Annotated in this window: 24 protein-coding genes; 7 read left to right on the top strand and 17 right to left on the bottom strand. The window is 53.0% G+C overall.

Features of this window, described 5'->3' with window-relative positions; genetic code table 11:
* Positions 1 to 5 precede the first annotated feature (5 nt).
* The 3 genes from TAM4_RS00515 to TAM4_RS00505 are packed head-to-tail and all read left to right on the top strand — an operon-like array spanning position 6 to position 5317.
* The gene (locus tag TAM4_RS00515) at positions 6 to 2171 is read left to right on the top strand and encodes a hypothetical protein (protein ID WP_014121277.1); all 2166 of its coding nucleotides are present in this window, start codon (positions 6 to 8) and stop codon (positions 2169 to 2171) included.
* The gene (locus TAM4_RS00510) at positions 2171 to 4552 is read left to right on the top strand and encodes a DUF2341 domain-containing protein (RefSeq protein ID WP_014121276.1); all 2382 of its coding nucleotides are present in this window, start codon (positions 2171 to 2173) and stop codon (positions 4550 to 4552) included. Before TAM4_RS00515 ends, TAM4_RS00510 begins: the two co-directional genes overlap by 1 nt.
* Before the next feature lie 9 nt (positions 4553 to 4561).
* Entirely contained in the window at positions 4562 to 5317 is a 756-nt protein-coding gene (locus TAM4_RS00505; protein WP_014121275.1) for a DUF2101 family protein, read from the top strand.
* Here the strand turns inward: TAM4_RS00505 and TAM4_RS11560 are convergent.
* The 6 genes from TAM4_RS11560 to guaB form a co-directional block, all read right to left on the bottom strand.
* Positions 5272 to 5487, bottom strand: a complete 216-nt coding sequence (locus tag TAM4_RS11560; protein WP_237702102.1) for a TonB-dependent receptor — start codon at positions 5485 to 5487, stop codon at positions 5272 to 5274. The two genes, TAM4_RS00505 and TAM4_RS11560, sit on opposite strands and share 46 nt — an antisense overlap.
* A gap of 172 nt (positions 5488 to 5659) precedes the next feature.
* Positions 5660 to 6226 (bottom strand): GMP synthase subunit A, encoded by a 567-nt coding sequence (locus TAM4_RS00495; protein WP_014121274.1) that lies wholly within the window; start codon positions 6224 to 6226, stop codon positions 5660 to 5662.
* Positions 6223 to 6669 (bottom strand): type II toxin-antitoxin system VapC family toxin, encoded by a 447-nt coding sequence (locus TAM4_RS00490; protein WP_014121273.1) that lies wholly within the window; start codon positions 6667 to 6669, stop codon positions 6223 to 6225. The genes TAM4_RS00495 and TAM4_RS00490 overlap by 4 nt, the downstream gene beginning before the upstream one ends.
* Entirely contained in the window at positions 6666 to 6875 is a 210-nt protein-coding gene (locus tag TAM4_RS00485) for an antitoxin AF2212-like protein (protein WP_014121272.1), read from the bottom strand. The genes TAM4_RS00490 and TAM4_RS00485 overlap by 4 nt, the downstream gene beginning before the upstream one ends.
* A 41-nt stretch (positions 6876 to 6916) precedes the next feature.
* Complete coding sequence (gene guaA / locus TAM4_RS00480; RefSeq protein WP_014121271.1) at positions 6917 to 7840, bottom strand: glutamine-hydrolyzing GMP synthase; 924 nt, start codon at positions 7838 to 7840, stop codon at positions 6917 to 6919.
* A gap of 60 nt (positions 7841 to 7900) precedes the next feature.
* The gene (gene guaB / locus TAM4_RS00475) at positions 7901 to 9358 is read right to left on the bottom strand and encodes an IMP dehydrogenase (protein WP_014121270.1); all 1458 of its coding nucleotides are present in this window, start codon (positions 9356 to 9358) and stop codon (positions 7901 to 7903) included.
* Between the two features lie 103 nt (positions 9359 to 9461).
* On the opposite strand from guaB, the gene TAM4_RS00470 reads away from it, so the two are divergent.
* Positions 9462 to 10514: a DUF835 domain-containing protein gene (locus TAM4_RS00470; protein ID WP_014121269.1), complete on the top strand. Its 1053-nt coding sequence runs from the start codon at positions 9462 to 9464 to the stop codon at positions 10512 to 10514.
* On the opposite strand, the gene TAM4_RS00465 is transcribed toward TAM4_RS00470, so the two are convergent.
* From TAM4_RS00465 to purD, 8 genes are all read right to left on the bottom strand, one after another.
* Positions 10507 to 11502: a formate--phosphoribosylaminoimidazolecarboxamide ligase gene (locus TAM4_RS00465; protein WP_014121268.1), complete on the bottom strand. Its 996-nt coding sequence runs from the start codon at positions 11500 to 11502 to the stop codon at positions 10507 to 10509. The genes TAM4_RS00470 and TAM4_RS00465 overlap by 8 nt on opposite strands.
* Complete coding sequence (gene purL, locus TAM4_RS00460; protein WP_014121267.1) at positions 11499 to 13640, bottom strand: phosphoribosylformylglycinamidine synthase subunit PurL; 2142 nt, start codon at positions 13638 to 13640, stop codon at positions 11499 to 11501. The genes TAM4_RS00465 and purL overlap by 4 nt, the downstream gene beginning before the upstream one ends.
* Positions 13641 to 13644: 4 nt before the next feature.
* Positions 13645 to 14316, bottom strand: a complete 672-nt coding sequence (gene purQ / locus TAM4_RS00455; protein ID WP_014121266.1) for a phosphoribosylformylglycinamidine synthase I — start codon at positions 14314 to 14316, stop codon at positions 13645 to 13647.
* A gap of 1 nt (position 14317) precedes the next feature.
* Positions 14318 to 14560 carry a phosphoribosylformylglycinamidine synthase subunit PurS gene (purS, locus tag TAM4_RS00450; protein ID WP_014121265.1) on the bottom strand — a complete coding sequence of 81 codons (243 nt, stop codon included), beginning with the start codon at positions 14558 to 14560 and terminating at the stop codon, positions 14318 to 14320.
* A gap of 83 nt (positions 14561 to 14643) precedes the next feature.
* Positions 14644 to 15840 carry an MFS transporter gene (locus TAM4_RS00445; RefSeq protein WP_014121264.1) on the bottom strand — a complete coding sequence of 399 codons (1197 nt, stop codon included), beginning with the start codon at positions 15838 to 15840 and terminating at the stop codon, positions 14644 to 14646.
* A 125-nt stretch (positions 15841 to 15965) separates the two neighbouring features.
* Positions 15966 to 16475, bottom strand: coding sequence for a TIGR00725 family protein (locus tag TAM4_RS00440; RefSeq protein ID WP_014121263.1), 510 nt, complete (start codon positions 16473 to 16475; stop codon positions 15966 to 15968).
* Positions 16475 to 17617 (bottom strand): formate--phosphoribosylaminoimidazolecarboxamide ligase family protein, encoded by a 1143-nt coding sequence (locus TAM4_RS00435; RefSeq protein WP_014121262.1) that lies wholly within the window; start codon positions 17615 to 17617, stop codon positions 16475 to 16477. The genes TAM4_RS00440 and TAM4_RS00435 overlap by 1 nt, the downstream gene beginning before the upstream one ends.
* Before the next feature lie 10 nt (positions 17618 to 17627).
* Entirely contained in the window at positions 17628 to 18944 is a 1317-nt protein-coding gene (gene purD / locus TAM4_RS00430; protein ID WP_014121261.1) for a phosphoribosylamine--glycine ligase, read from the bottom strand.
* Between the two features lie 154 nt (positions 18945 to 19098).
* Here purD and TAM4_RS00425 point away from each other — a divergent pair, with 154 nt between their 5' ends.
* From TAM4_RS00425 to purE, 3 genes are all read left to right on the top strand, one after another.
* Complete coding sequence (locus tag TAM4_RS00425; protein ID WP_014121260.1) at positions 19099 to 19734, top strand: hypothetical protein; 636 nt, start codon at positions 19099 to 19101, stop codon at positions 19732 to 19734.
* Positions 19731 to 20480 (top strand): hypothetical protein, encoded by a 750-nt coding sequence (locus tag TAM4_RS00420; RefSeq protein WP_014121259.1) that lies wholly within the window; start codon positions 19731 to 19733, stop codon positions 20478 to 20480. Before TAM4_RS00425 ends, TAM4_RS00420 begins: the two co-directional genes overlap by 4 nt.
* A 73-nt stretch (positions 20481 to 20553) precedes the next feature.
* Complete coding sequence (gene purE, locus TAM4_RS00415) at positions 20554 to 20985, top strand: 5-(carboxyamino)imidazole ribonucleotide mutase (RefSeq protein ID WP_014121258.1); 432 nt, start codon at positions 20554 to 20556, stop codon at positions 20983 to 20985.
* On the opposite strand, the gene TAM4_RS00410 is transcribed toward purE, so the two are convergent.
* From TAM4_RS00410 to TAM4_RS00400, 3 genes are read right to left on the bottom strand one after another with little or no spacing between them, the layout of a single operon-like run.
* Positions 20982 to 21764 (bottom strand): MBL fold metallo-hydrolase, encoded by a 783-nt coding sequence (locus TAM4_RS00410; protein WP_237702101.1) that lies wholly within the window; start codon positions 21762 to 21764, stop codon positions 20982 to 20984. The two genes, purE and TAM4_RS00410, sit on opposite strands and share 4 nt — an antisense overlap.
* Positions 21757 to 22548, bottom strand: a complete 792-nt coding sequence (locus tag TAM4_RS00405) for a hypothetical protein (RefSeq protein WP_014121256.1) — start codon at positions 22546 to 22548, stop codon at positions 21757 to 21759. Before TAM4_RS00405 ends, TAM4_RS00410 begins: the two co-directional genes overlap by 8 nt.
* On the bottom strand, positions 22545 to 22859 hold the full coding sequence (locus TAM4_RS00400; protein ID WP_048149543.1) for a hypothetical protein: 315 nt from the start codon (positions 22857 to 22859) through the stop codon (positions 22545 to 22547). Before TAM4_RS00400 ends, TAM4_RS00405 begins: the two co-directional genes overlap by 4 nt.
* Positions 22860 to 23063: the final 204 nt, after the last annotated feature.

Genomic DNA, 23063 nt, shown 5'->3' with positions numbered 1-23063 from the left:
AAACTATGAGGAGGGGATTCGTCTTCACATTGGATGCGTTGCTATCACTTGTGCTGATATCTTTCTTTTTAGTGGGGATCGTTGCGTCTCTGTATCAGAGTCAGAACGTCTACGGGACGTATCTTAGGGGGGAGAGCAAGTACACCGCCGAGAATACCCTCAAGATTCTTAGAACGGTCCCATTACGCAATTTGGTTCCCCCCGATATTATAGAGAACTGGTCTTCGGGAGATGAGAAAAGCGCCGTTCTTTATTCCGATCTCGTAAGCCCAGATATGAGCCCCCTTGAGATAGTGGCAACCTACTGGGCAACGGGGCCCCTTTATCCAAAGAGAGACCTGAGGCATAAGGCGGAGATAATCCTTGGATACATCCTGAACAGCACGCTTAAGGGCTACGATTACGAGCTGCTGATAAACAATTACACAAGTCCCTACCTGAGAAAAGTCGGTGCGGATCCCTCGAAAGTTCCGGAGGTTTCCCCGGCGACGCTGGTGATGAGCGGTTACGCCTACAACCAAACGCCTAGGGGCTATATGGCGAGGGCGTATCTGACAAAATTAGGTAGCAAGGAAACAAGCTATATTTACACAGGCATGGAATATATGGGATACGGATACTATACCAACTCCAACACTCCAATTGACGTTAAAATGATTGTTCCTAACGAGAAACTTCTACCGGACGATGCTAACATAATCGAGGTAAAATGGTGGCCCTACGTTGATCCCATGTTTGGAGGTAAGGTTCAACTATACATAGACGGAGAGGGGGTAACATGTGGGCAGTATAAAGCAAACACATGGGTTAAGGTTACGAAACAAGAAATTCTTGTCGATGATTCTCTTTCGAACTCGTGCAACATGCTCGACATAATAAAAAGACACAGCAGCCAGAGATATCATGTCTTTGAAGTTAAAGAATATTTACCCTATTATGACGATATAAATATAGGTCCTGTTTTTCAGTTTATAACTTTAACTTATACCACGTCCAAGCTTTCCACATTTAGGTACCCCAAAGTAACGTATTTTGATAGCTTCTCCTCCTACTATCTGCCAATAGTCGTTGGAAAGCACGTTTTCATTCCGGGAAACCTCACAAATTTTGAGGTTAGTATTCATGTAAAGAATTTACCCTCTGACGCCAAGGCCACTCTTTACATCAACAATAAAAAGATATCTGTGGTGTCCCCTAACTCAAATGGTGTGTTCTCATGGTCAAACAGTACCATAGCGAACGTTTTGAATTACTCCACACTCTCTGGACACTATGCTTTTGTAGAAATCTACATTAATAGCAACACCCATGATTACACTGATAAAGCCATTAATCCTCCGGTTCAGATAGTTTACGACAAAACTTTGTCATTTATCAAGATAGATTACACTTACAAGTTGGCTACTTTAACACCTTACACCATAGACATAACCAAAGAAATCAATCAAAATAATATCGTTTCAAGCACTGGATGTTCGGCTCCATCTGGGGGATTAACACTTTGTACAGGTTTAACTTGGAGATATGATATTCCTAAAAATGTGATCCCAGTTTGGACCCTGATGTATTTCGATGTATACACCGGTTATTCTGGAGGAACCATGAAAGTTAAGATTAAAAATAGCGAAATTCCATGGACGGAAATTTTCAATGAAAACTATAGAATTTGGTACATGGGAATACCTAACCCCACAAGAGATACCACTGGGAGACTTGTAATTCCAACATTCGCATCTGGCGATAATTACATTGATGTATCTCTAACGGGGAGCTATGACATTTCAAAGGAATTTTCCCAAGGATCGTACACTTACTTGATACAGGCATACGCCGGCTACGGCGACGTCTTTCCCAAATACATCCGCGACGGGTGCAAGGGGTACAACATAACCTACTACTGGGTTGGGGATTCGAACCCACACTACATCACTGCAGGGGATCCCCCATACTGCGACGTTACTGCAGAGGATCTCCTGAAGAATAGAACTACCTACGCTGTTGATGACGCTATAGTAAGGCTTTTCAACAACCTTGGCGGGGATGGAACCGAAGACAATCCCATCCTTGTGGAGCTTCCCTCAACGGTCAACATAGACTTTGCATCAATGGGGAATATACCGGGTCTCTTTAAACCGATTCAGATAACCCTGCGCGTGTGGAGGGAGGGTTAATGAAAAGGAGAGGATTCCTTCTTAATTCGGCTGTCATTGTGCTCCTTATTCCCCTCCTCCTTCTCCTAGCTACTTACGAGGACGTATCTTCCTCGATAATCAAAGCTCAGAGTGAGAGAACCCAGTTTGAAAGAACCTATGACGTCATCAACTTCCTGAACCTCGAATTCCAGAAGGCGTTAGAGCTGTCAGGAAAGAGGGCCGTTGTTGCCGCGGTCGATTACGTGGCCGTTACTGGCAACTTCATAAGCCCAACGTACAAGGCGAACAACACCATCCGCGATTTCATGAAAACAGGAACTTCCCCATCAACAGAGGGATATGATACCCTACGGGTAATGGGCAAACAAACTATGAAAACTTGGTTATCCAACGTCAGCAAACTCTTGAATGAACAGGGATTTACGATTTCACCCTCTGTTGATGATATCGTAAAGTCAATGGACATAGAAGTGGCCCTTCTTGATGCATTCACTGTAGTTATCAAAGCTCGTATTCCAAAGATCAGGATAATGGACTCATCAAGGACTGTTGTTTATGATGGGCCATTACCCTCAAACGGTGGATACATATATGCGACAGTGGACATACGTGATCTTGAAGATCCATTCTTCTCGGCCATAACAGGAGGAAGGTATCATCGCTCAATAAGATCGTGTAAGTTCGCGTTTCCAACGCTTGGAATACGCCCCATAACATTTGCAAACGCTTCAGGTACGGGTAGTGGATATTACATCGGCAGGTTTGGACAGGAGTTCAACTATAATTTAACTCACATATGGAGCAGTGAGTTCAGTGTGACCAACTTCACGATCGGTGGAACCCCCGTGACAACTGATGCAATCGTACTCAAGGACGGGGACTTAGGGGTAGTTATGTTCAACACCACTTCCAATAATGGGGGTAGTTCTGGAGGAATCTCTGGCTGGTGCTCCTCGTTAAGGTACAGGTTTAACATAACAATAAAGAACAACGGCCCGCAATTAACTGATTTTCAGATTCCAATTTATTTGGATAGTTCCCACCTGACGTCAGACGTTTTGAACAAATTATTCAACACAGCAGATGCGGATGGGGATAACATCCCAATACTGGCAGTCTATGACCAGAATTGCAATCCCGTGAGCTTCTGGGTAGAAACTTGGAACACTCAATCAATGCAGGCTTTGCTGTGGGTAAAAGTCACGATTCCGCAGTACTCTCAGATTACATTGGAAATATACTTTGATTCACAGGGTACGGAGACTAAAGGCGATCCCTACACTGTGTTTGATTTTTATGAGGATTTTGAAAATTGGAAAGGATGGAACCAGTATAACCATGGAAGTGTGCAACAATCCAGTGATGTAGCTTACACTGGTAGATACTCACTCAGAAAAGATGAATATAATGACCCCAATGGAGGGTATAAACTCATAGGCAAAAATATGGGACGTGACATAATTTTAGAGGGCTACGTATACCGGCCGAAAAAGTGGGAGGGAGGACCAGTTGACAGAATTGGTTTAGAGGATGACAACTTTAATGGATACTCCATATCTATTAGGCACAGCAAGGATGACATTTGGATAGATAAGAGAATCAAGGGAATCCCAACCATAATTTCATCAAGGAAATATTGGAATCCCCCCGAGGACGATTGGTACTTCTTCAGAATGATAATCAAACAAAGTGACCTCATACTTGAAGTCTATAATAAAAATACATGGAACAGATATGAACTAGGAGCTGTACCCGATGCCAGTGTAAGTGTTTCAGATACAACATACAACACATTTGATAGGGTGGTAATCCACGGAGGGTACGTCTACTATGTAGACTCCTTGAGAATCAGAAAGTACTCCCCCAATACCCCCACTTTGGAATACTCTAGTACAGTCGAAAATAAACCACAATCATCAAGCTCCTCGCCCACTCCAAGCTCAAGTTCCACTGCCCACGTCTATGATATACAACCACTCAAAGATTGCCTTGAGGGAATGAGATACTTTGCTATAGAAGACGGCTGGTCATTTTTTGAGAGATTGGAAGGGACAAATACAAACCATGATGAATACGTCAACGTCTCCTATACAATTCAAAACCAAATGGGTTACTCAAGAAGGCCAATCGGATTGGTAAGTTTCATGATACCACAAACCACGTATGATCCAAAACTTGTCTCGCTGATGGTATCACTTGGGATAGGGCTTGAAGATAATCAAACGAGCACAGACTACTACTTTATGCTCCATTACTTCAAAAACGCCCCAAAGAAAGAGGGATATAAAGTTATCGGAATATCCAACGATATGAACTTTTACATAGATCCCCAAACTGCTCAAGAAATCCTCGGCACGGAAGGAACATGTGATTTATTAGAAGGATACACCTGTCCGTGAGGTGATCAAATGTCCCCCCTGGATCTTTTTTACTCAATCGGCGAGGCTGTAGAGGGGCTTTCCAGAAAAGCCGTTCACAGTATCAGAGAGCTTGTAAGCCCGACCCCCCAGTCCAAACCACCGGAATTCAGAATCCTACGGCGGCTCGTGAGGAGGGAGGTAACGGTTCATGAGCTCCTCAGCCTCAAGCTCCAGCTCGTGCTCGTTGGGTATCTCCTGCTCTCCCTCCTGATAGTCCTGACCTCACGGAGTCCGTACCTCCTTGTCCTTCTGTTCATCGGAGAGATAGCCTACGTAAGGTACCTGATAAAGAGGAACTGGAACTTCTTCGTTGAGGCCGAGCCGTACTACTTCTTTTACAGCGTGATTTCAGTGATATCGTTTCTTTCGTTTCTGGGATACCTCCTCCTGAGAAAGCTTGCAACGAGCGTTTACTACTACTATGGCTACCTCATAGGCGTTCTGATAGTGGTCCTGCTCTTCAGATGGTACTTTAAGGAGCGGTACGGAAGGGAGTACACATATGGGATCGTCGAGGAAATCAGAGGGGATCTCATAAGGGTCTTCGTGAACGACGATCTCGCGGCGAACGTAAAGCCCGGCAGGTACTGGGTTCCCGCGGTTCCCGACGCCCTGCCCGGAAGGGTCGTGAAGTTACTGGTTGAGGAGAGAACATTGAAGGGCTCCGTCCCGGTTAGGGTTCTCGAAGTTTACCTGGATCAGTCCTCCCACACCGAGACCGAGCCAAAGGACGAGGCCGAGTGAAGGATAAGGAGATAGATCGAGTGGCAGGGCTCAACGAGATTCGTCTTTGTGAAGCCTTCTCCACGTCGCGGGATGAAGAGGGGCTCGACCAGGGGACAGGAGGGAAGTACTCTAACGGCCTCACCCAGGGATACCAGCTCGTACCCAAGTCCCCAGCAGATCCTGCGCATGAAACCCAGGAAATCCTCCCACCGATGGATCGAGGTTTTATAGTAGATAGTGTGTCCCAAACTATCACCAAAAATAGTAATTAGCAAACCTTAAAAAGTTTTCGCAGGAGCATGGGATGCGATGATGAGTGAATCCGTTGCGGAAAGGTGAAGAGAGGACCGACTAGCTGAGCTAGAGCTCTCCGCAGAGCCTCGCAAAGTTCCTGTAAACCTCGGCCCCGCGCTCGGTGTGGGAAACCTCCGGGTGGAACTGGACGCCGTAGATTGGAAGGCTCTCGTGCTTCATGGCCTCAACCGGGCAGGTCTCGCTCCTCGCGAGCAGTTTGAAGCCCGGCGGGAGCTCCTTCACCTCGTCCATGTGGCTCTCCCACACCTTCAGTTTCCTTGGAAAGCCGGAGAAGAGGTCGTTTTCCTCGATTATTTCAATCTCAACAAGACTGTACTCGGCCTTCTCGCCCCTGCCGACCTTCCCGCCGAAGTGCCTCGCTATGAGCTGGTGGCCGAGGCAGATCCCGAGGATTGGGACGTTGAACTCGTCGTAGTGCTCCAAAACGGCTTCACAGTTGCCCGTTTTGGTTATATCTGGCCCGCCGGAGAAGATTATCCCCTTTGGCTCCATTGCCTTGATTTCCTTGAGCGGGGTGGTGTTGGGGATTATCTTCGCTTCAACTCCCAAATAGCGGAGCGTTCTCCAAATCCTGTGGACGTATTGGCCCCCGTTGTCCATTATAATTATCATGAGCCCACCTCCAGGAGTTTGAAGAAGGCATCTGATTCCTCAACGAGATAAAAAGCCCTCAAACCGAGGGACTTGGCCAGCTCGGCCATCTTCCTGTCGTTCGTAACAAGACCCGCGTCAAGGTAACGGGCGGTCGCGATGAAATAGATATCAGAAGCCTTGTGATGCGTCTGAAAGGCCACTTCTCGGAGCTCTTCGATGAGCAGTTCCTCAGGAACCCACGCAACTATTTCGCTGTAGTAGGTTAGCGCCTTTTCAACCTGCTCTCGCTCGAAATACCTTGAGAGAACAGCAACGAACTCAACTTCCCCCAAGCGGGGAGCGTAAAGCTCGAGCGAGCCCAACTGTGCATGCTCTATGATTCTTTCAGCGACTTCTGCTCTCTCAGGATAGAAGCTGGAAAACAGGTGGAAAACAACGGAGGTATCAACTACGACCCTCATGTTTCCTCCTCCCTTAAGCGAAGGAGATAGTCCGTCGGGTCTTCCCTGAACTTTTCGGGCGTCACCTTCTTCCTCATCTCCCTTGCCAGCTCAAGGAAGTCCTCGTGGTAAATCCTCACCCTGAGCTTCTGCCCCTCCTTCAGCTTGAGGGGCTTGAGAGGCTTCAGCACGCCGTTCTCGTAAACCACCTCAATAATCTCGCCCATGCTCCCACCGCATAAAGTTGGAAACGAAGGTAAATAAGCCTTCACTCGAACTCAATCGTTGCCGGAGGCTTGTTGGTGATGTCGTAGAGAACCCTTCCGACCTCAGGAATCTCGCTGGTTATGCGGAACGCTATCCTCTGGAGGACGTCGAAGGGGACGTTCATGGCATTAGCGGTCATTCCGTCGAGGCTCTCGACGACCCTAACCGCTATCGTTTCCTTGTAGGCCCTTATGTCGCCCTGAACGCCAACTGTCTTGACGCCTAAAAGCACGGCAAAGGCCTGCCAGGGTTTCAAGCCGGCTTTCTCGATTTCTTCCTCGACTATCGCGTTGGCTTCCCTGACTATCGCTATCTTCTCCGGCGTGACCTCCCCAAGGACGCGAACGGCCAGCCCCGGTCCGGGGAAGGGCATTCTGTTGTAAATCTTCTCAGGCAATCCGAGCTCCTTCGCCAGCTCCCGAACCTCGTCCTTGTAGAGGTCGCGGAGCGGTTCGATGAGCTTGAGGTTGAGCCTCTCCGGCAGGCCTCCGACGTTGTGATGGCTCTTGATTTTCCCCCTGCTCTCAATCCAGTCTGGTGCGATGGTTCCCTGAATCAGGAAGTCGGCGTTGATTTCCTTGGCTATTTCCTCAAAGACCTCGATGAAAACGCGCCCTATTATCTTCCTCTTCTCCTCCGGGTCGGTAACACCCTTCAAAGCCTTGAAAAAACGCTCGCTCGCGTCAACGTAGTGCAGGTTGAGGCCAAACTCGTCGCGGAAGGTCTTCACCACGAACTCCGGCTCGCCTTTCCTCATGAAGCCCGTGTTCACGAACACCGCGTGAAGCCTGTCCCCTATTGCCTTGTGAGCGAGTATCGCGGCAGTTGAACTGTCAACACCACCGCTGAGCGCTATAATTGCCTTCCCATCGCCGACGGTTTCTCTTATCTCCTCAACCTTCTCCCTGATGAAGTCCTCCCACATGATCATCACCTTTCGCATTTAAATGGCAAAAATGGCTTAAAAATTTGGCGATTTTAGCATTTACTTGTTAATCGGATAGTTTGGGGCCTCGTTGGTTATGAGTATGTCGTGCGGGTGGCTCTCCCTAACGCCGGCCTGCGTTATGACCACGAACTCGCCCTTCTCCTTCAGCTCTTCGATGGTTTTGGCGCCAACGTAACCCATTCCCGAGCGCAGACCACCCACGAGCTGGTAGAGAACATCGCTAACCGATCCCTTATAGGGCACAACACCCTCAACCCCCTCGGGCACAAACTTCCTCGTCTTCATATGACCCTTCTGGTAGTACCTCTCGGCCCCGCCCTTCATCATGGCTCCAAGCGAGCCCATTCCGCGGTACTGCTTGTAGCGCCGTCCGTTGATGACGACCTCTTTGCCCGGCGCCTCTTTCGTCCCAGCGAGGAGAGAGCCGAGCATGACCGCGTCGGCTCCTGCAGCTATCGCCTTGACGATGTCGCCGGAGTAGCGGATTCCGCCGTCAGCGATAACGTGAAGCCCGTACTCGCTCGCTTTGTCGGCGACGAGCGCTATTGCAGTAACCTGCGGGACGCCGACGCCAGCGACGACGCGGGTGGTGCATATGCTTCCCGGCCCTATTCCGACTTTAACAGCGTCGGCGAAGGTTAAATCGTCAACGGCCTTCGGGTTGGCGATGTTTCCAACGATTAAATCGGCGTCGACCGCGTTCCTTATCTCCTTCATGGCTTTAATGGCCTTGAGGTTGTGGGCGTGAGCTGTATCGATGACGATGACGTCTACTCCGGCATTATCGAGGGCCTTCGCCCTTTCAAGGTCAAATGGACCAACGGCGGCAGCAACCACCAAATCACCGTTTTCATCCCTGACGGCGTTTTTCCATTTCTTCCTCTTCGCCAAATCGCTCATCGTGATTATGCCAACGAGCTTCCCTTCCGAGTTCACAACCGGAAGCCTGTCAATCCTGTGTTCGAACATTAGATTGAGAGCTTCCTCGGCCGTTACACTCTCGGGAACCGTTATCGGCTCGCCGGTCATCACTTCCCTCACGAGCTTCCCGGGCTTGACGGCTATGTCCTTCTTGCTGATGACGCCAACTACTTTTCCATCCTCGACAACCGGCAGGCCGTCGATGTCGTTCTTCTCCATGAGGAAGAGGGCGTAGTCAATTGTCTCGTCGGGTGAAATGGAGATTACGTCCTCGACGATGAAGCGCTCAGCCCTCTTGACCTTTCTGACCTGCTCGACCTGTTCGCTTATGCTCATGTTCCTGTGGATTACCCCGAGGCCGCCTTCCCGGGCCATCGCGACGGCCATCTCCCACTCCGTCACCGTGTCCATCGCGGCGCTGAGAATCGGAATGTTGAGCCTTATCTTCGGCGTAATCCTCGTCGAGACGTCAACGTCCTTCGGCTCGACCTCTGTCGGCTGTGGCAGAAGAAGAACGTCGTCGAAGGTGTAGCCCTTAAGGGCATTAACAAGTTTGTGTTCAAACTTTCCCATTTTCGCCGGACCTCCGCGTCCTTTTTGACTTGAAGAAGTACATATCTTTTAAGGTTTGCGGAAGGTTTTAAAGGCAGTTCTTCCAACATCCCCGGGGGCAAAGATGGACTATGGGTTCGTAGCGGCGGCCTTCAGCATAGCCATCAAGCTCGTCGCCGGGGGAATGATCCTCTTCTTCGCGGAGATAAAACACAGAAAGACCGCTATTCCCTGGGGACTGGCCTGGATAGCGTACGCCTACGCAATTGCAGGGGATATATCGGGAAACTACATCCTGGGTGCCCTCTCCGTCGCGATTTTTGCCTCGCTCATATTCTATGGAACAACCAGGCTCATAGGGGCAGAGTTCTACATTGGAAAGGTCTCGCGAATCATTGCGTTACTCCCCGTGTTCTTCGTCATTCTCCTAGTGTCGGGTGCGTTAATGTTCCCAAGGAACCTCAACCTTCTGATAATGGGCGTCTCCCATGCCGTTTCCGGCCTTTTCATGATACTCTCAGGCTTTCTCCTCCTTGAGCTCAGGGAGATATACGGAAAGAAGGCCAAGAACCTCGGCATCACTTTGATAATCTACGGCATTCATCAGGTCGACTACCTTGCGCTGAGGAACGAGCAGTGGTTCGTCACGATAGGGTTTGCCCTCGGACTGGTCTTAACTGTGGTCTCGGCGCTCCTAATGATCCAGTTCGTTCTGGTAATCCCCCTTGGCTCAAAATCGCCCAGAGTTCGGGAGAAAATCCAGAGAGGAGTTCTGATACTCAGGCCGGACTCAATTGGGGGATACGTTGATCTCCTCAACGATTATCCTGTCCTCGCGTTCGTCAGAACCATAAGCACTCCCGAGAAATGGACGACGTTTAAGCTGAGCAACGTCCCGGGAAAGCTCACCATAGAGCCCACGAACCTGCCCAGAATCCTAGAGACCGCCGTTGAGTACATGAAGAGGGCAAGGGAAAACGGGGATTCCTTCAGACCCGTTATACTGATAGAGGGTCTCGAGTACTTGAGGCTCTACAACGATTTCAGCAGCATAGCCAAGTTCCTCGCGACTCTAAAGGACTACGTGAGCGTTAACGAGGGGACCCTAATCGTTGTGCTGGACGAAAAGGCATGGGAAAAGAAGGAGTTCAGTCTTTTAACGAGAATCCTCACGTAACGATCTCGCCGAGCCTGTCCTCTTCAACGGCTTGTCTCAGCTCCATCGCCATCCTCCTGCCGGTGCTCACCGGGAAATCATAGCGGAGCCAGCTGTAGGGGGAGCCGTGGACGAAGGGGTTCGTTCCGGCAACTATCCTCGCCGAAATCTCGAAGACTACGAACTCCAGCTCCTCGGTGAATACGCCTTCAAGGCAGAAAGGACCCCAGAGACCGCCCATGAGCCTTTCAGCAGTCTTCACTACCCTTTCACCCGCCTCGATGACGTCCATGAGCAGGCTCTCGCGCAGGACGAGTGGAATGTTGCCGATGACCGTGTAGTTGGTGTTTACCTCGATGTCCAGTTGCTCTCTCGCTGGAATCCTGCCTATTGCGTCGGCGTTCGACTCGTAGCGCCTGTCAATGCTCATCAGTTCAAGCTCGCGATTCAGCTTTGAGTAGAAGTAGTGCGGATAAACCGGAACTCCGATTACGTACTCCTGAATCTGGATTCCGCCCAGGTCTTCCTTGTCCCTGATGCCGAGCCTCTCGGCCTTCCTCCAGAAGTCCTCTGGATTCTTGGCCAAAAAGTAGCCCCTCCCGCCCTTGGCTCCAAAGGGTTTGACGATTACCGGTCCTTCTATGTCGTCGGGGTCGTCGTAGACCCTCGGAAGGCGTAGCTTCGCCTCCTCGAGCCACTTCCTCTCAAGCGAGCGGTCGCTCTCCCACCTCAGCACCTCTTTGTTGCCGTAGTAGGGAACGCGCATCTTCTTGACGAGCTCAACGCCGAGGTGCGCCACGAAGGAACCGGTGGGAATAACCACAGCGTCAAGCTCGAGGAGTTCTTCCTCGGGATAGCTCCCCTCGATGAAGTAATCGGCAACCGGAAAGTACTTTGTGTAGAGCGGTCTAACCCGGGCCTTTCCGAAAGCTATAGTCTCAAAGCCCTCCTGCTTCGCCCCCTTCAAAATCTGAAGGGCCGAGTGGGAGGCATACGTTGCTACCTTCATTCCTCCTCACCCAAAAGCCTTGGTAGGGACTCGTGAACGGCTCTGAGCTCCGAAACGGGTTTTCTGAGGAGTTCCCGCCCGTTCCAGAGGAAGACCGCGTCGCCCCCGCCGGTCCTTCCAATGATGGCAAAGTGCTTGAAGAGGCCCTCAAGCTCCTCAAGGTTCTCTTCGGGGAACGCTACGATGTATCTTGAGTGGCTCTCGCTGAAGGCGACCTCGATTGGGCTGGAGGTTTCAGAGGGAACCTTCGAGAGGTCTATGGTGAAGCCAGTATTCCCGGCAACGGCCATCTCCGTCAAAGCGACCGCGAGTCCACCCCCGCTCACGTCGTGAACCGCTTTGACGAGGCCCCTCCTTATCGCCTCGAGGACTCCGCTCGCGTTGGCTTTTTCCTCCTCAAGGTCCGCGCGCGGTGCGAGGCCACCTTCAACGCCGAGCCTCGCGAAGAGCTCGGAGCCGCCGAGTTCGGGCTTCGTGAGGCCAACTACTCCAATGAGAAGGCCCTCCTCGAAAGCCCCGGATGGAATCTCCTCAAGCTTCACCTTCCCGAGGCCAGCTACGACGGGAGTCGGCTTTATCGGCCTGTCAACGACCTCGTTGTAGAAGCTCACGTTCCCGCTGACGTACGCCAGGCCGAAGGCCCTCGCCGCGTCCGCCAGGCCTTTAACAGTTTCGGCAAAGCTCCAATAAACTTCGGGCCTCTCGGGCGAGGCGAAGTTGAGGTTGTCAACCAGAGCCAGAGGCTCGGCCCCAACGCTGACCAGGTTTCTCACCACCTCTGCAACGGCCCCCATCGCGCCGTGGTAGGGGTTCAGGTAGCTGTGGTTCGGATTCCCGTCGGCAACGAAAGCCAAACCATATTCGTCGTTTATCTTGAGAACCGCCGCGTCCCTACCCGGTTTAAGAACGGTTCTCCCCTGAACCTCGTGGTCGTACTGCTCCCAGACCCAGCGCTTGCTCAGGATGTTCGGACTGCCCCAGACGAGGTCGAAGGCTTCTCCAAAGGAAACGTCCGGCGTCTCGACCGGTCTCTCGGCGCTGTAAGGTTTCAGCTCCCACTCTATCGTTGGAACTTCAGTCAAAAGCTCTATAGGCAAATCCGCAACTTTCTCACTCCTCCAGTAGACGACGAAGCGTGGCTCCTCAATCGTCTCGCCGACGACGGTCCACTCGAGCTCGTACTCCTCGAAAATTCTGCCTATTTCCTCGATGTCCTCTGGCCTAACCGCGAAGAGCATCCTCTCCTGGCTCTCGGAAATCATGACCTCGGTCGGGCTCATTCCCGGCTCGCGGAGAGGGACCCTGTCGGCGTATATTACTGCCCCGAAGCCCTTCTTGCCCGCCATTTCAGAGGAGGCGCAGGTCAGTCCCCCGCCTCCCAAATCCTTGAGCGCCTTAACTTTGCCGGTGTAAACGGCCTCGAGGGTGGCCTCGATGAGGAGCTTCTCCGTGAAGGGGTCGGGAATCTGAACGGCCGAGCGGTCTTCTTCCTCCGCGTTCTCGCCCAGCTCCTCGCTCGCGAATGTAACCCCGTGAATCCCGTCCCTCCCGGTTCTGTTGCCGACGAGGATTAGCTTGAGGCCAGGTTCGGTTACGTAGCTGTGGACGAGGTGCTCCGGCCTCATGATGCCAACGCAGGCGACGTTGACGAGCGTGTAGTTATCGAGGCTCTCGTCGAACTCGGTCTCGCCCCCAACGGTCGGAACGCCTATCCTGTTGCCGTAGTCGGCTATACCCTTAACGACCCCCTCGAAGAGGTAGCGGTTGCGCTCCTTCTCCAGCGGGCCGAAGCGTATGGGGTCGAGAAGCGCTATTGGCCTCGCGCCCATGCAGAGTATGTCCCTCACTATCCCGCCGACTCCGGTTGCAGAACCGCCATAGGGCTCGACCGCGCTCGGATGATTGTGGCTCTCGATTCCAACGGCTATCCACGTCTCGTCGTCGAACTTCACTATTCCTGCGTCTTCGCCGGGGCCTAAAATCACGTGCTCGTTCTCCGTCGGGAGGAGCCTGAGCCAGGGCCTGCTCGACTTGTAGGAGGCGTGCTCGCTCCACATAACTTCGAGCATCGCCCACTCGAGCTCGTTCGGTTCCCTCCTCAGGCGCTCACGGATGAGCTTCTCCTCGTGCGGGAACATTTCCTCACCTCCTCGCCCACTCAACCATGCTCCTGAACAGCCTCAGGCCGTCCTCACTCCCCAGAAAGCGGTCGCTCGCGCGCTCAGGATGGGGCATCGTCCCGAGAACGTTGCCACGCTCGTTGGCTATCGCCGCTATGTTCAGAACCGAGCCGTTGGGGTTGGCTTCTTCGCTCACGTTTCCCTTTTCGTCGCTGTACTGGAAGACTATTCTGACCTTCGAGGGGTCGTCTGTGTAGTAATTTCCTTCGGCGTGGGCAATCGGCATCCTTATGACCTCTCCCGGCTCGTAGAGGGAAGTAAACGGTGTTTCCGCGTCGTTTACGCGGAGGTGAACCCACCTGCAGAGGAAGCGCGGAACCCTGTTGGGTCTCAAAGCCCCGGGCAGAAGGCCCGCCTCGGTGAGGATTTGAAAGCCGTTGCAGATTCCAAGGACAGGCCGTCCCTCCTCGGCGAACTCCTTCACTTCCTCCATTATCTCCTGACGGGCGGCTATCGCACCGGCGCGAAGGTAATCGGCGTAGCTGAAGCCCCCTGGAAGGACGACACCGTCGAAGTCCTTGAGGCTCGTTTTATACCAGACGCGCTCTGCCTCGGCTCCGGCCTTCCTTATGGCCCTCTCTGTCTCGAAGTCGCAGTTGGTTCCCGGGAACACCACCACGGCAAAGCGCACCATCTCAGCTCACCGGCTCTATCCTGTACTCCCAGCTGTGGATGAGCGGGTTGGCGAGGAGCTTCCGGCACATCTCCTCGACCTCTTCCTCAGGTTTTTCGCTCTCAAGCTCGAACTCGAAGCACTTCGGGACACGCAGGCCTTCAACCGCGTAGCCGAGGTTTCTAAGGGCCTTCCCTATGACCCTCCCTTCAGGGTCGTTGAGTCCCTCCTTGAGGCGAACGGTGACGGTAACCTTCCACTTCATAGCGACCACCCTTGCCAGAAAAGTGTAAAAATTGAGAGTTTTTAAGGCTTATTTTGACAAGAAAATGAAAAACAAAAGACCGCTCATGCCGAGAGCTCTTCAACCGGGAGCTTCATCCTGCTCGAGACGAGGAGTGTTACAATGCCGAGCGCCGCCATGACCAGGTAGATTATCATTCCCGTGTTCACACTGTGAACGAGGACGAACATGACGTTCGGAGCGACGGCGTTGGCGGAGTTCGAGATTAGGCCGAGGGCAAAGCTGGCCTCCGGGTAGATCTCCTTCGGATAGGCGGCTGGGGCCGTCGTCCAGAAGGCCGGGCCGGTTCCCTGGACGATTCCCGTTACAGCTATGCCGATTAGTGCGAGGGTGTAGTCGTTCGCGAGTATCGCCTTCCAGACGATGAAGATTCCGAGGAATGTTACCGCGTAGGAGAGCGTCATGACGCTGACGATGGCCCTGAAGAGACCGCGGTTGCTGGTGTTCTTAACCGAGAGGCGGTAGCCGAGGTAGCCCATTATTATCGACCAGAGGCCCATCGAGACCTCGAGGGCCATGACGAGGTTGGAAACCTGAGCATCACTGAAGTCCACGTTGTGGAGCGTGAAGGAACCCAGGGTGAAGATGATCCACAGGGCCGGGAAGAACGTGAAGCCGAAGACCCAGGTGAAGGGCATCTTCCAGACGTTGGCCCTGGACGAGCGCTTCTCCTTGGGGATCTCAAAGTCTTCAGTAAAGAGCCACCAGATCGCGAGCATAACGTACATAAGAACCGCCGAGATCACGAAAGCTTCCCTGACCGATGACCAGTTCGCCTCGTTTCCGCCGGCCCATTTGGCAAGGCTTATGCCGTAGATTCCGCCCCAGAAGATTCCCGACAGGATTATGCCCTTTGCAAAGGGCCTCTCAGCTACGAACAGCCTTCCAATCTGGTTGCTGAAGACCGCTATGAGAGCAACGATGAAGCCCTGGAAGAAGCGCAAGGCAACGACTCCCCACCAGTTCGGCATGAAGGGAATCAGGAGCTGGGGTATTGCGGCAAAGCTGACGATCAAAGCAACGCTCCTCTTGAAGGAGCCCTTGAACAGGCTCGTCCCGCCAAGGAGGAATGCGACGAAGAGGCCGACGACGTAGGCTGTCTGCTGATAGCCCATCATTGCCTCTGTAATACCGTAGTGCGTTAAAACAACGTCCTTGAACTTCTCGAGCATGTGCATCGTTCCAAAACCGGAGGCAACAACGAGGGTGTTGAGAATGACCGTTCTCCAGCGGTTATCCATGGTTTCAACCCCCAGATCGTTGATCGACAGGAAAAGCGGCCTCTTCTCTCTTAAAAACGTTTCCCGAAGGCAGTACGGTTTAAAATAACAAAACAGAAATGGGTTCGAAATTCGTCCCGATACACCTAACGGTTTCCAGCCAAATCCATCGCCAGCCTAACTGCCTCCTCAGGGCTCCCTGTGAAGGCAACCTTCGCCCGTTTCCTGTGGTCGAAGAAGCCGTCCTTCGCGAGGGCCCTAAGCTCATCGCTCCTGTAGCCGGTTCCGATAAGGACAACAACCGGAATTCCGAGGTTGTAGGCCATAAGAGCCTCGACCATCGTTCCCGAGCCGCCGCCGAGAACGACGAGGACGTCGGCCGAGGTAACGAGGACGACGCTCCTGCCCACCGGATTGAAGCCCGTCTTTATCCTCACCGAGCTGTACGGGTTCCCCTCTTCGTCCCCCGGGAGAATTCCCACGACCGTCCCACCGCGCTTCCTGAACTCCTCCGAGACGACCGCCATTATTCCTCCTTTTCCACCCGTTAGGAGTATGACGTCGAGGGGAAGGGCCCTGGCGAAGGCCCTCGCCTTCCTCTCGGCCTCTGGGATGAGCTCCGAGTCGCCGGAACCGGCAACGGCTATCTGAACCATCAGGTTACCACCTTCTCAAGCTCGTCCAGCTCGATAGCGCGCTTTATCTCGAGGGCGACCCTCCGTCCGGTGCTCATGGGCTTCCTCCAGAGGGCGTTGCCGTAGGGGTGTCCCATCGCCATGTGAATGTTCGTTCCACCGCCGGTTCTCGGGGCGACGTCGTAGATGTAGAAGTTGAGGTCTTTGTCAACCGCCGTCTGAAGCGTGAACGGCCCGATTATTCCGGGCTCGTAATACTCCTGCGTCGCCTTAACGTACTTCTCAGCCATGTCGAAGACCTTCTCCAAAAGCGACTCGCGGAGGGTCGATGATGCGTGGCCCGTTACGGTGTATTCCGGCTCGAACTGCCACTCGGGGAGGGTCAACTGCTGGGAAGCGGGAAGCCTTACGTGGCCGTCAAGGCTCGTTTCGAAGCGCCAGTCTATTCCCAGAAGCTCAATCTCACCGTCAATCGGCGAGTAGAAGAAGTCGAAGTTGAACACAGGCCCGATGATGTAGCGCTCGATTCTGGCCCTCGCGAGGTCCTCCTCCGTGATTACGCCGAGTTTAATGAGCCTCTCGGCCTTCTCGCGGAACTCCTTGTAGCTCGCGGCCGTGAAGAATCCACGCTCGAGCCTCTTCTTGGCGTGCGGAAGCTTGACTATGACGAGGCCGACCTCGTCAATCTCCTCCGGCTTGACGGGCTCCGGATAGGGGAGTCCAGCCTTCTCAAGGAGCCAGTAGTAGCTCTTCTCCTCGCTCCTCTCCTCGCTCCTGAGCAGGTTCCTGCTCCCGAAGAGCGGAACCTTAAAGTCGTTCTCAACCCCCTCTATGCCGGTGTAGACCACGAAGGAGCGGTTGGGGACGAAGATGACGTTCCTCCTAACGAGCTCATCCTGAACGTCTATTATCTGGGCGAACTTTTCAAGGATGATGACCTCGTCGATGAAGCCCTTGGTCAGGCCGTCCTTCGTCTTCCTCAGCCTGAAGTACTCGGCGTAAGTTCTGTGTCTGCCCCTCTGCGCAACGACGAGAACGGGCAAACCTTCCTCCTTGGCACCGTCGGCTATGTCCAGGGCGGAGTGGCTCCCGAGAACGCCGACGGTTATCTTCTCGGGGTCGTACCTCTCGAGGATTTCCAGAATCTCGTTCCGGCTTATCATTCCCACCACCTCAGCACGGGTTCGGCTCAAAGTCCCTTCCAAGCTTCCGCATCAGCTCAATCCTCCTCTCAACGCTCTCCCGGGTTCCGACGTCGCGCCTGTAGAACAGCTCACCCTTTATGTGGGGAACCGCGCTCTCCGCTATTCTCTCTGCTTCTTCAAGGCTATCGGCGATTCCAACGACCGCTATGGCCCTTGAGCCGAGTAGCGTGTAGTTCTCATCAATTGAAGCGTAGTAAAGCCTCGCACCGGCCTCTTCAACGGCCTTCTCGTTGACCTCTACCTTCACACCCTTGACGGGGTTCGTTGGATAACCTTTCGGCGCGAGGTACTTGACGACCGTCGCTTTGCCCTTGAACTCTGCCCTCCGAAGGTTGCCGTCAACTATTCCCTCGGCTATTTCAACGAGGCTCGTCCTGATGAGCGGGAGGACGTTTATCGCCTCAGGGTCGCCGAAGCGGGCGTTGTACTCTATGAGAACGGGCCCGTCCTTGCTGAGCATGAACTGGCCGTAGAGGAGTCCCTTGTAGGGCGTTCCCTCCTTCCTCATGGCCTCGACAGTTGCCTTGAGCGTCTCAAGGGCCTTCTCGTAGTCTTCCCGCGTCACGAAGGGAAGCAGGCCGTTGGAACAGGAGTAGCTCCCCATTCCGCCGGTTATCGGACCTTCGTCACCTTCATAGGCGTGGGGGTAGTCCTGGACGAGGGGCATGGGGAGAACCCTTTTTCCGTCGCTGAAGACCTGTAACGTGAACTCGACGCCGTCTGTCCTTTCCTCGATGAGAACCCTGCCGTCACGCCTGATTAGCTCCGCGGCGTAGGCCTTGGCCTCCTCGTTGTCCCTCAGCTGGTGGCCGACGACCTTAACGCCCTTTCCCCCGGTCAGGCCGATGGGCTTAACAACGACGGGCCTTCCGAAGTCGTCAATCCAGCGCTTCATCTCCTCAACGTCCGTGAAGACCCTGAAGGCCTTTCTTCCGGGGATTTCGTTGCGCTCCATGAAGGCCCTCGCGAAGGCCTTGTCGGTTTCAAGTTTAGAGGCCTCTTTGCTCGGGCCGACGGTTGGAACCCCGTTTTCCTCGAGGGTGTCAACGATGCCCTTCTCCAGGGGCGCCTCGGGGCCGATGAACGCCAGCTCGACGCCAAATTTTTCGGCGTAGTCCAGAACCTTCTCGACGTCGGTCTCCTTTGCCAGACCATAGCCCTTCGCGAGCCTCGCGAGGCCCGGATTTCTGTGCTTCGAAACCACGTAGAGTTCGGCGCCTCCCCTTACGAGGGCCTCCCCAATCGCGTGCTCCCTCCCTCCTCCACCAACGAGCAGAACCCTCATGAACTTCACCATTTATTTGTCAAAAATTTGGATTTTTAAGGTTTGTTTTTACAGTAAATAGTCAATTAACGGGGCCGGAGCAACACCAAAAGATCTTTTCATCCACCATAAAGTATTTAGGTATTTAGACTGATCATTACAGGAGGGACAAACTATGGACGGCGAGGAGAAACTAATGGCGATAATATCAGAATCATTTCTCAAAGGTAAGATCGTGGGCATCGTGGACCAGGATTTTTCATCATTCACCTACGTACCGGCCCTTAGAAGCCTCGAAAAACCGCTGGAGGAGGGCAAGTACGTATGGATAGTGTCTTATGAACCCCTTCAGAGCCTTTTCAGGGATTTCAGGAGGGCGGGACTGGATTACGAAGGCCATCTCGGCAAAAACCTCTACGTTCTGGACGTTTTTGGATCGATGAGGCACATAGATTCTGGTGTCGATGGAGTGTTCGTTCTATCGGGGTATCTTGATGACAGGGTGTTCATCCTTAAGTACAGGACGCTGATAAGGGACCTGCTGGCGGAGCTGAGTCCAGAGGAGGTAATCGTTGTCGGCTACCTCGAATCCGGGATGTGCAGACTCTTTGACAACCCAGTGAGGACTCAGAAACTCCTCTGGAGCCTCCGGGAGGAGTCTGGTGTGAGGACCGCGGGGATAATAACCTACATCAAGTCCGAGTGCCCAGCCCTCGAGGAGTTCATCTACCTCTACTCCGACTACGTCTTTGAGGGCGTCATCGAGAACGGCCTCAGAAGGGTTATAATGACAAAGGGTGATGGGGAATGACCTTAGCGCTTGGAATTAAGGAACTCGATGAGATCCTCGGGGGTGTGGTCGAGAAGAGCCTTATTCTCATTCACGAGGCCGATCCCCGCTCCCTGGGAAAGTTTCTGGCCTTCGAGATCATGAGGGAGAAGCTCGACTCCGACAACCTCGTGGGATACTTCAACATAGGCACGCCCCTCTCGCTTGTCCTGAGCGTTATGGAAAAGGCCGGGATCGACTGGAGGAGGCACCTCCACGAGGGCAGGCTCATGATCATCGACACCTTCGGGAGCATCTACGACATAAAGAGCGATCTTGAGAACGTGTGGTATCTAAGGAAGCCAATTGACATCGACACCCTGAACGAGAAGTACATCAAGGTAATCGGCGCCCACAAGCAGAAGTGGGCGGAGATGGGAATGTTCGAGGGAAGGGAACTGTGGGGGATTACGGTTTCCATGTCCGACTACCTCTCGATATTCACCCCCAAGGCAACCCAGCGGTACCTTGAGATCTCTGATCTCCAGAGGAGCAGGTCCGAGGTGTACAGGAAGTACCCCGCCGGAACGAACGTTTGGACCTACACCGGCGAGGATACGATAGTACTGCCCCTCCTCTACCGCAAGGCCGATTACGTTCTCAAGACGGAGAGCAGAGTTGAGGACGGAGAGACGAAGAGGTACCTCCACCTCATCAAGGCCCCAGAGCTTGGAAACGTTAAAACGCTGGAGTACAGGTTCAAGAACGGGCGGATTCGCTTCGGATGATTTTAACACTTTTACGTCAACTTACTCGCAAATTTTTTAAGTTTTGAGCATGTTTTTGCAAACGGTGGTTTCGGTGAAGGTTCTGGTGGTTATGGGAAGCAGGAGCGATAGCCACATCGCAGAGAAGGTAACCTCTGTTCTCGATGAGTTCGGCGTGGAGTACGACGTTGAGGTCGCATCTGCCCACAGAAACCCGAAAAAAGTTGAGGAGCTGGCAAAGAAGGACTACGACGTGTTCATAGCGATAGCCGGCCTGAGTGCCGCGTTACCGGGGGTCATCGCCGCCCACACGGTTAAGCCCGTCATCGGCGTTCCGGTCTCGGCCAAGTTGGGCGGCCTCGACGCGCTCCTCAGTATAGCACAGCTTCCACCGGGGGTTCCCGTGGCGACGGTGGGAATAGACAACGGAAAGAACGCGGCCCTCCTGGCCATAGAGATCCTCGCGCTGAAGGATGAAGGACTGAGGGAAAAGCTCAAAGAATACAGGGAGAAAATGCGGGGCTAATCCCCGTAGAATTTCTTTTCAAAAACGTCTATCCCCACCTCGAGGTTCTCAAGCCAGTCGAGGAATCTGCCAACGTGTTCGTCCCTGAAAATCGCGCCGTGCTGGGGCGCTATAATCTTGGGCTTAAGCCGCCTAACGGAGCGGACCCACGCCTGAAGGGCTTTCGTCGAACTCATGTAGCGCCTGTGAAACGCCTCCATGTGAGCAGTGTGCTCGTTGAAGTCCTCTACGAAAAGGTACCACTCATCCTTTGAAAACGCGGCGGCGCCTATGTCCGAGCTGAATAGAATCCCGCTTTTCTCGTCGTAGAACGAGAAGTTTCCGGGGCTGTGAAGGTAGTGGGACGGAACGGCCCGTATGGTTGAATCGCCCAGCTTGAGCTCCATGCCCTCATCTGGTATTCCCAAGGTCCTGCCGGCGCTCATAACGGCCAGGTGGGGAATGAACCGCACCCACAGGTCGGAAATGACGACCTTTGCCAGAGGGGCGTACTCAAACCACAGGTTCAAGCCGGCCACAACATCAGGATCCTGGTGGGAGTAGAGTAGGTATCTGAGCTGGGTTGGAGGGATCAGGGAGGACACGTTCTTCAGAACCCTCGAAAAGACGAAGAATCCCCCGGGTTCCACCAAAGCCCCCTCGTCTCCATCGATGATAAGGTACTGGTTCGTCAGTATTCCGCGTTCGTCTTCGCTCTCCTCTATCCCAAGCCAGTACACCTTGTGATCCCCGTCATCGTAGAGGGGATAGCTGTTCATGTTCCGGATCAACTCAAACACCTCCCGCAGGAATCCAAGCGTTGAGCATGTATGCACCAGAGATGCCCGATAGAAGACTCACCGCTTCTCTGGCACTCTTCTCATCAACCACCTTTATCGTCCTGACCTCGCCCCCGCGGACCTCAACGGCCATTATCTGGGTGCCCCTCATGAGCACCTTAAACCCCTTAGTTCCATCGGAGGTAACCCCCGAGACGTACAGAACTTCACTGCCGGCTTTTTCCATGAGATCGTGGAGCAACTCAAAGATTCTGCCCTCGGCTATCACGTGAAGCCCGCTGTGGAACATCTTCGCCTTGGCGAGAAAGTTTGCAACGCTCATGGGGTCCGAGAAGTCGACCTCAACGATAGCTTCTTCTGTCTTCTCCGAGAGCCGGTGAACACCGAAGCTCTCGGCAAGTTCTTTAAGGGACTTTGCTATCCCTTCGGTCAGCAGTTCCAGGGGTTTTCCCAGCAGAAACTCCCGTTTGCCGGAATACGAAAGCTCCACGCTTACCGCAGTCTTCTTCTGCCACTCTTTGAGGGTTATGGCCACGGTAAGTGTTCCTCTCCTGCCCGTTCCCTCGTAGATATGGCTGTTGTAGTCCTCGTGAAATTCAAACTCGTAGGTATCGCGGAACTTGAACACAAAGCGGGGCAGCATTATCTCGGCCACAACGGGGCTCTTCCCCCTAACCTTAACCACGTACGGCCAGTTTGTTATGAACTGAGCGGGATCCTGGAGAATCGTTTCAACTGCCCTCCTCGCAGTCCCAATTTCAATGGTTGTTTCCCTTCTTTTCATATTCCCATCCCCAGGCTCTCTATCAATTTCACATAGATACCCTCTGGCCCCTCAGCGGGATCTACAGGAAACAGGAAGTAAATCGAATCAACATCTTTCACTATGACTCTACTCTCGAAAGAGTGAGGAACCGCATCGAGTTCCAGCTCAACGATTGTATTGTGGTGCATTTTCATAACCCCCACTACATGAGGAATTGCAAGTTTAGAGCCAGCAACCACGTCTTTCCATACTGCGGCAATACTCTCAAAGGGGTTGATGCTCCAGATGAAAGCCTCTTTCCCAGCCGATTTCATTTCAGTCGCCATCATTATCCATCACCATACCAAACCTGTGGAATGTTATGCAAAATCAGGAAGTTCGCTTTTTAAACCTTCTGATTTTGCTATTCAGATTCCGTTGTGCCTTGTAATCATGGTCCCTTAAATAAAGTATAGATCGATTGTCGAACGATCCTCATAAATAAACACGAGGAGAGCTCTTAAATACTCAAACAACGTAATAATTGTGAGTGA

The sequence above is a fragment of the Thermococcus sp. AM4 genome (genome assembly GCF_000151205.2).
Taxonomy (GTDB): domain Archaea; phylum Methanobacteriota_B; class Thermococci; order Thermococcales; family Thermococcaceae; genus Thermococcus.
Note: the sequence above shows the minus strand (reverse complement) of the source record. Positions and strands in the feature narration are given on the sequence as shown.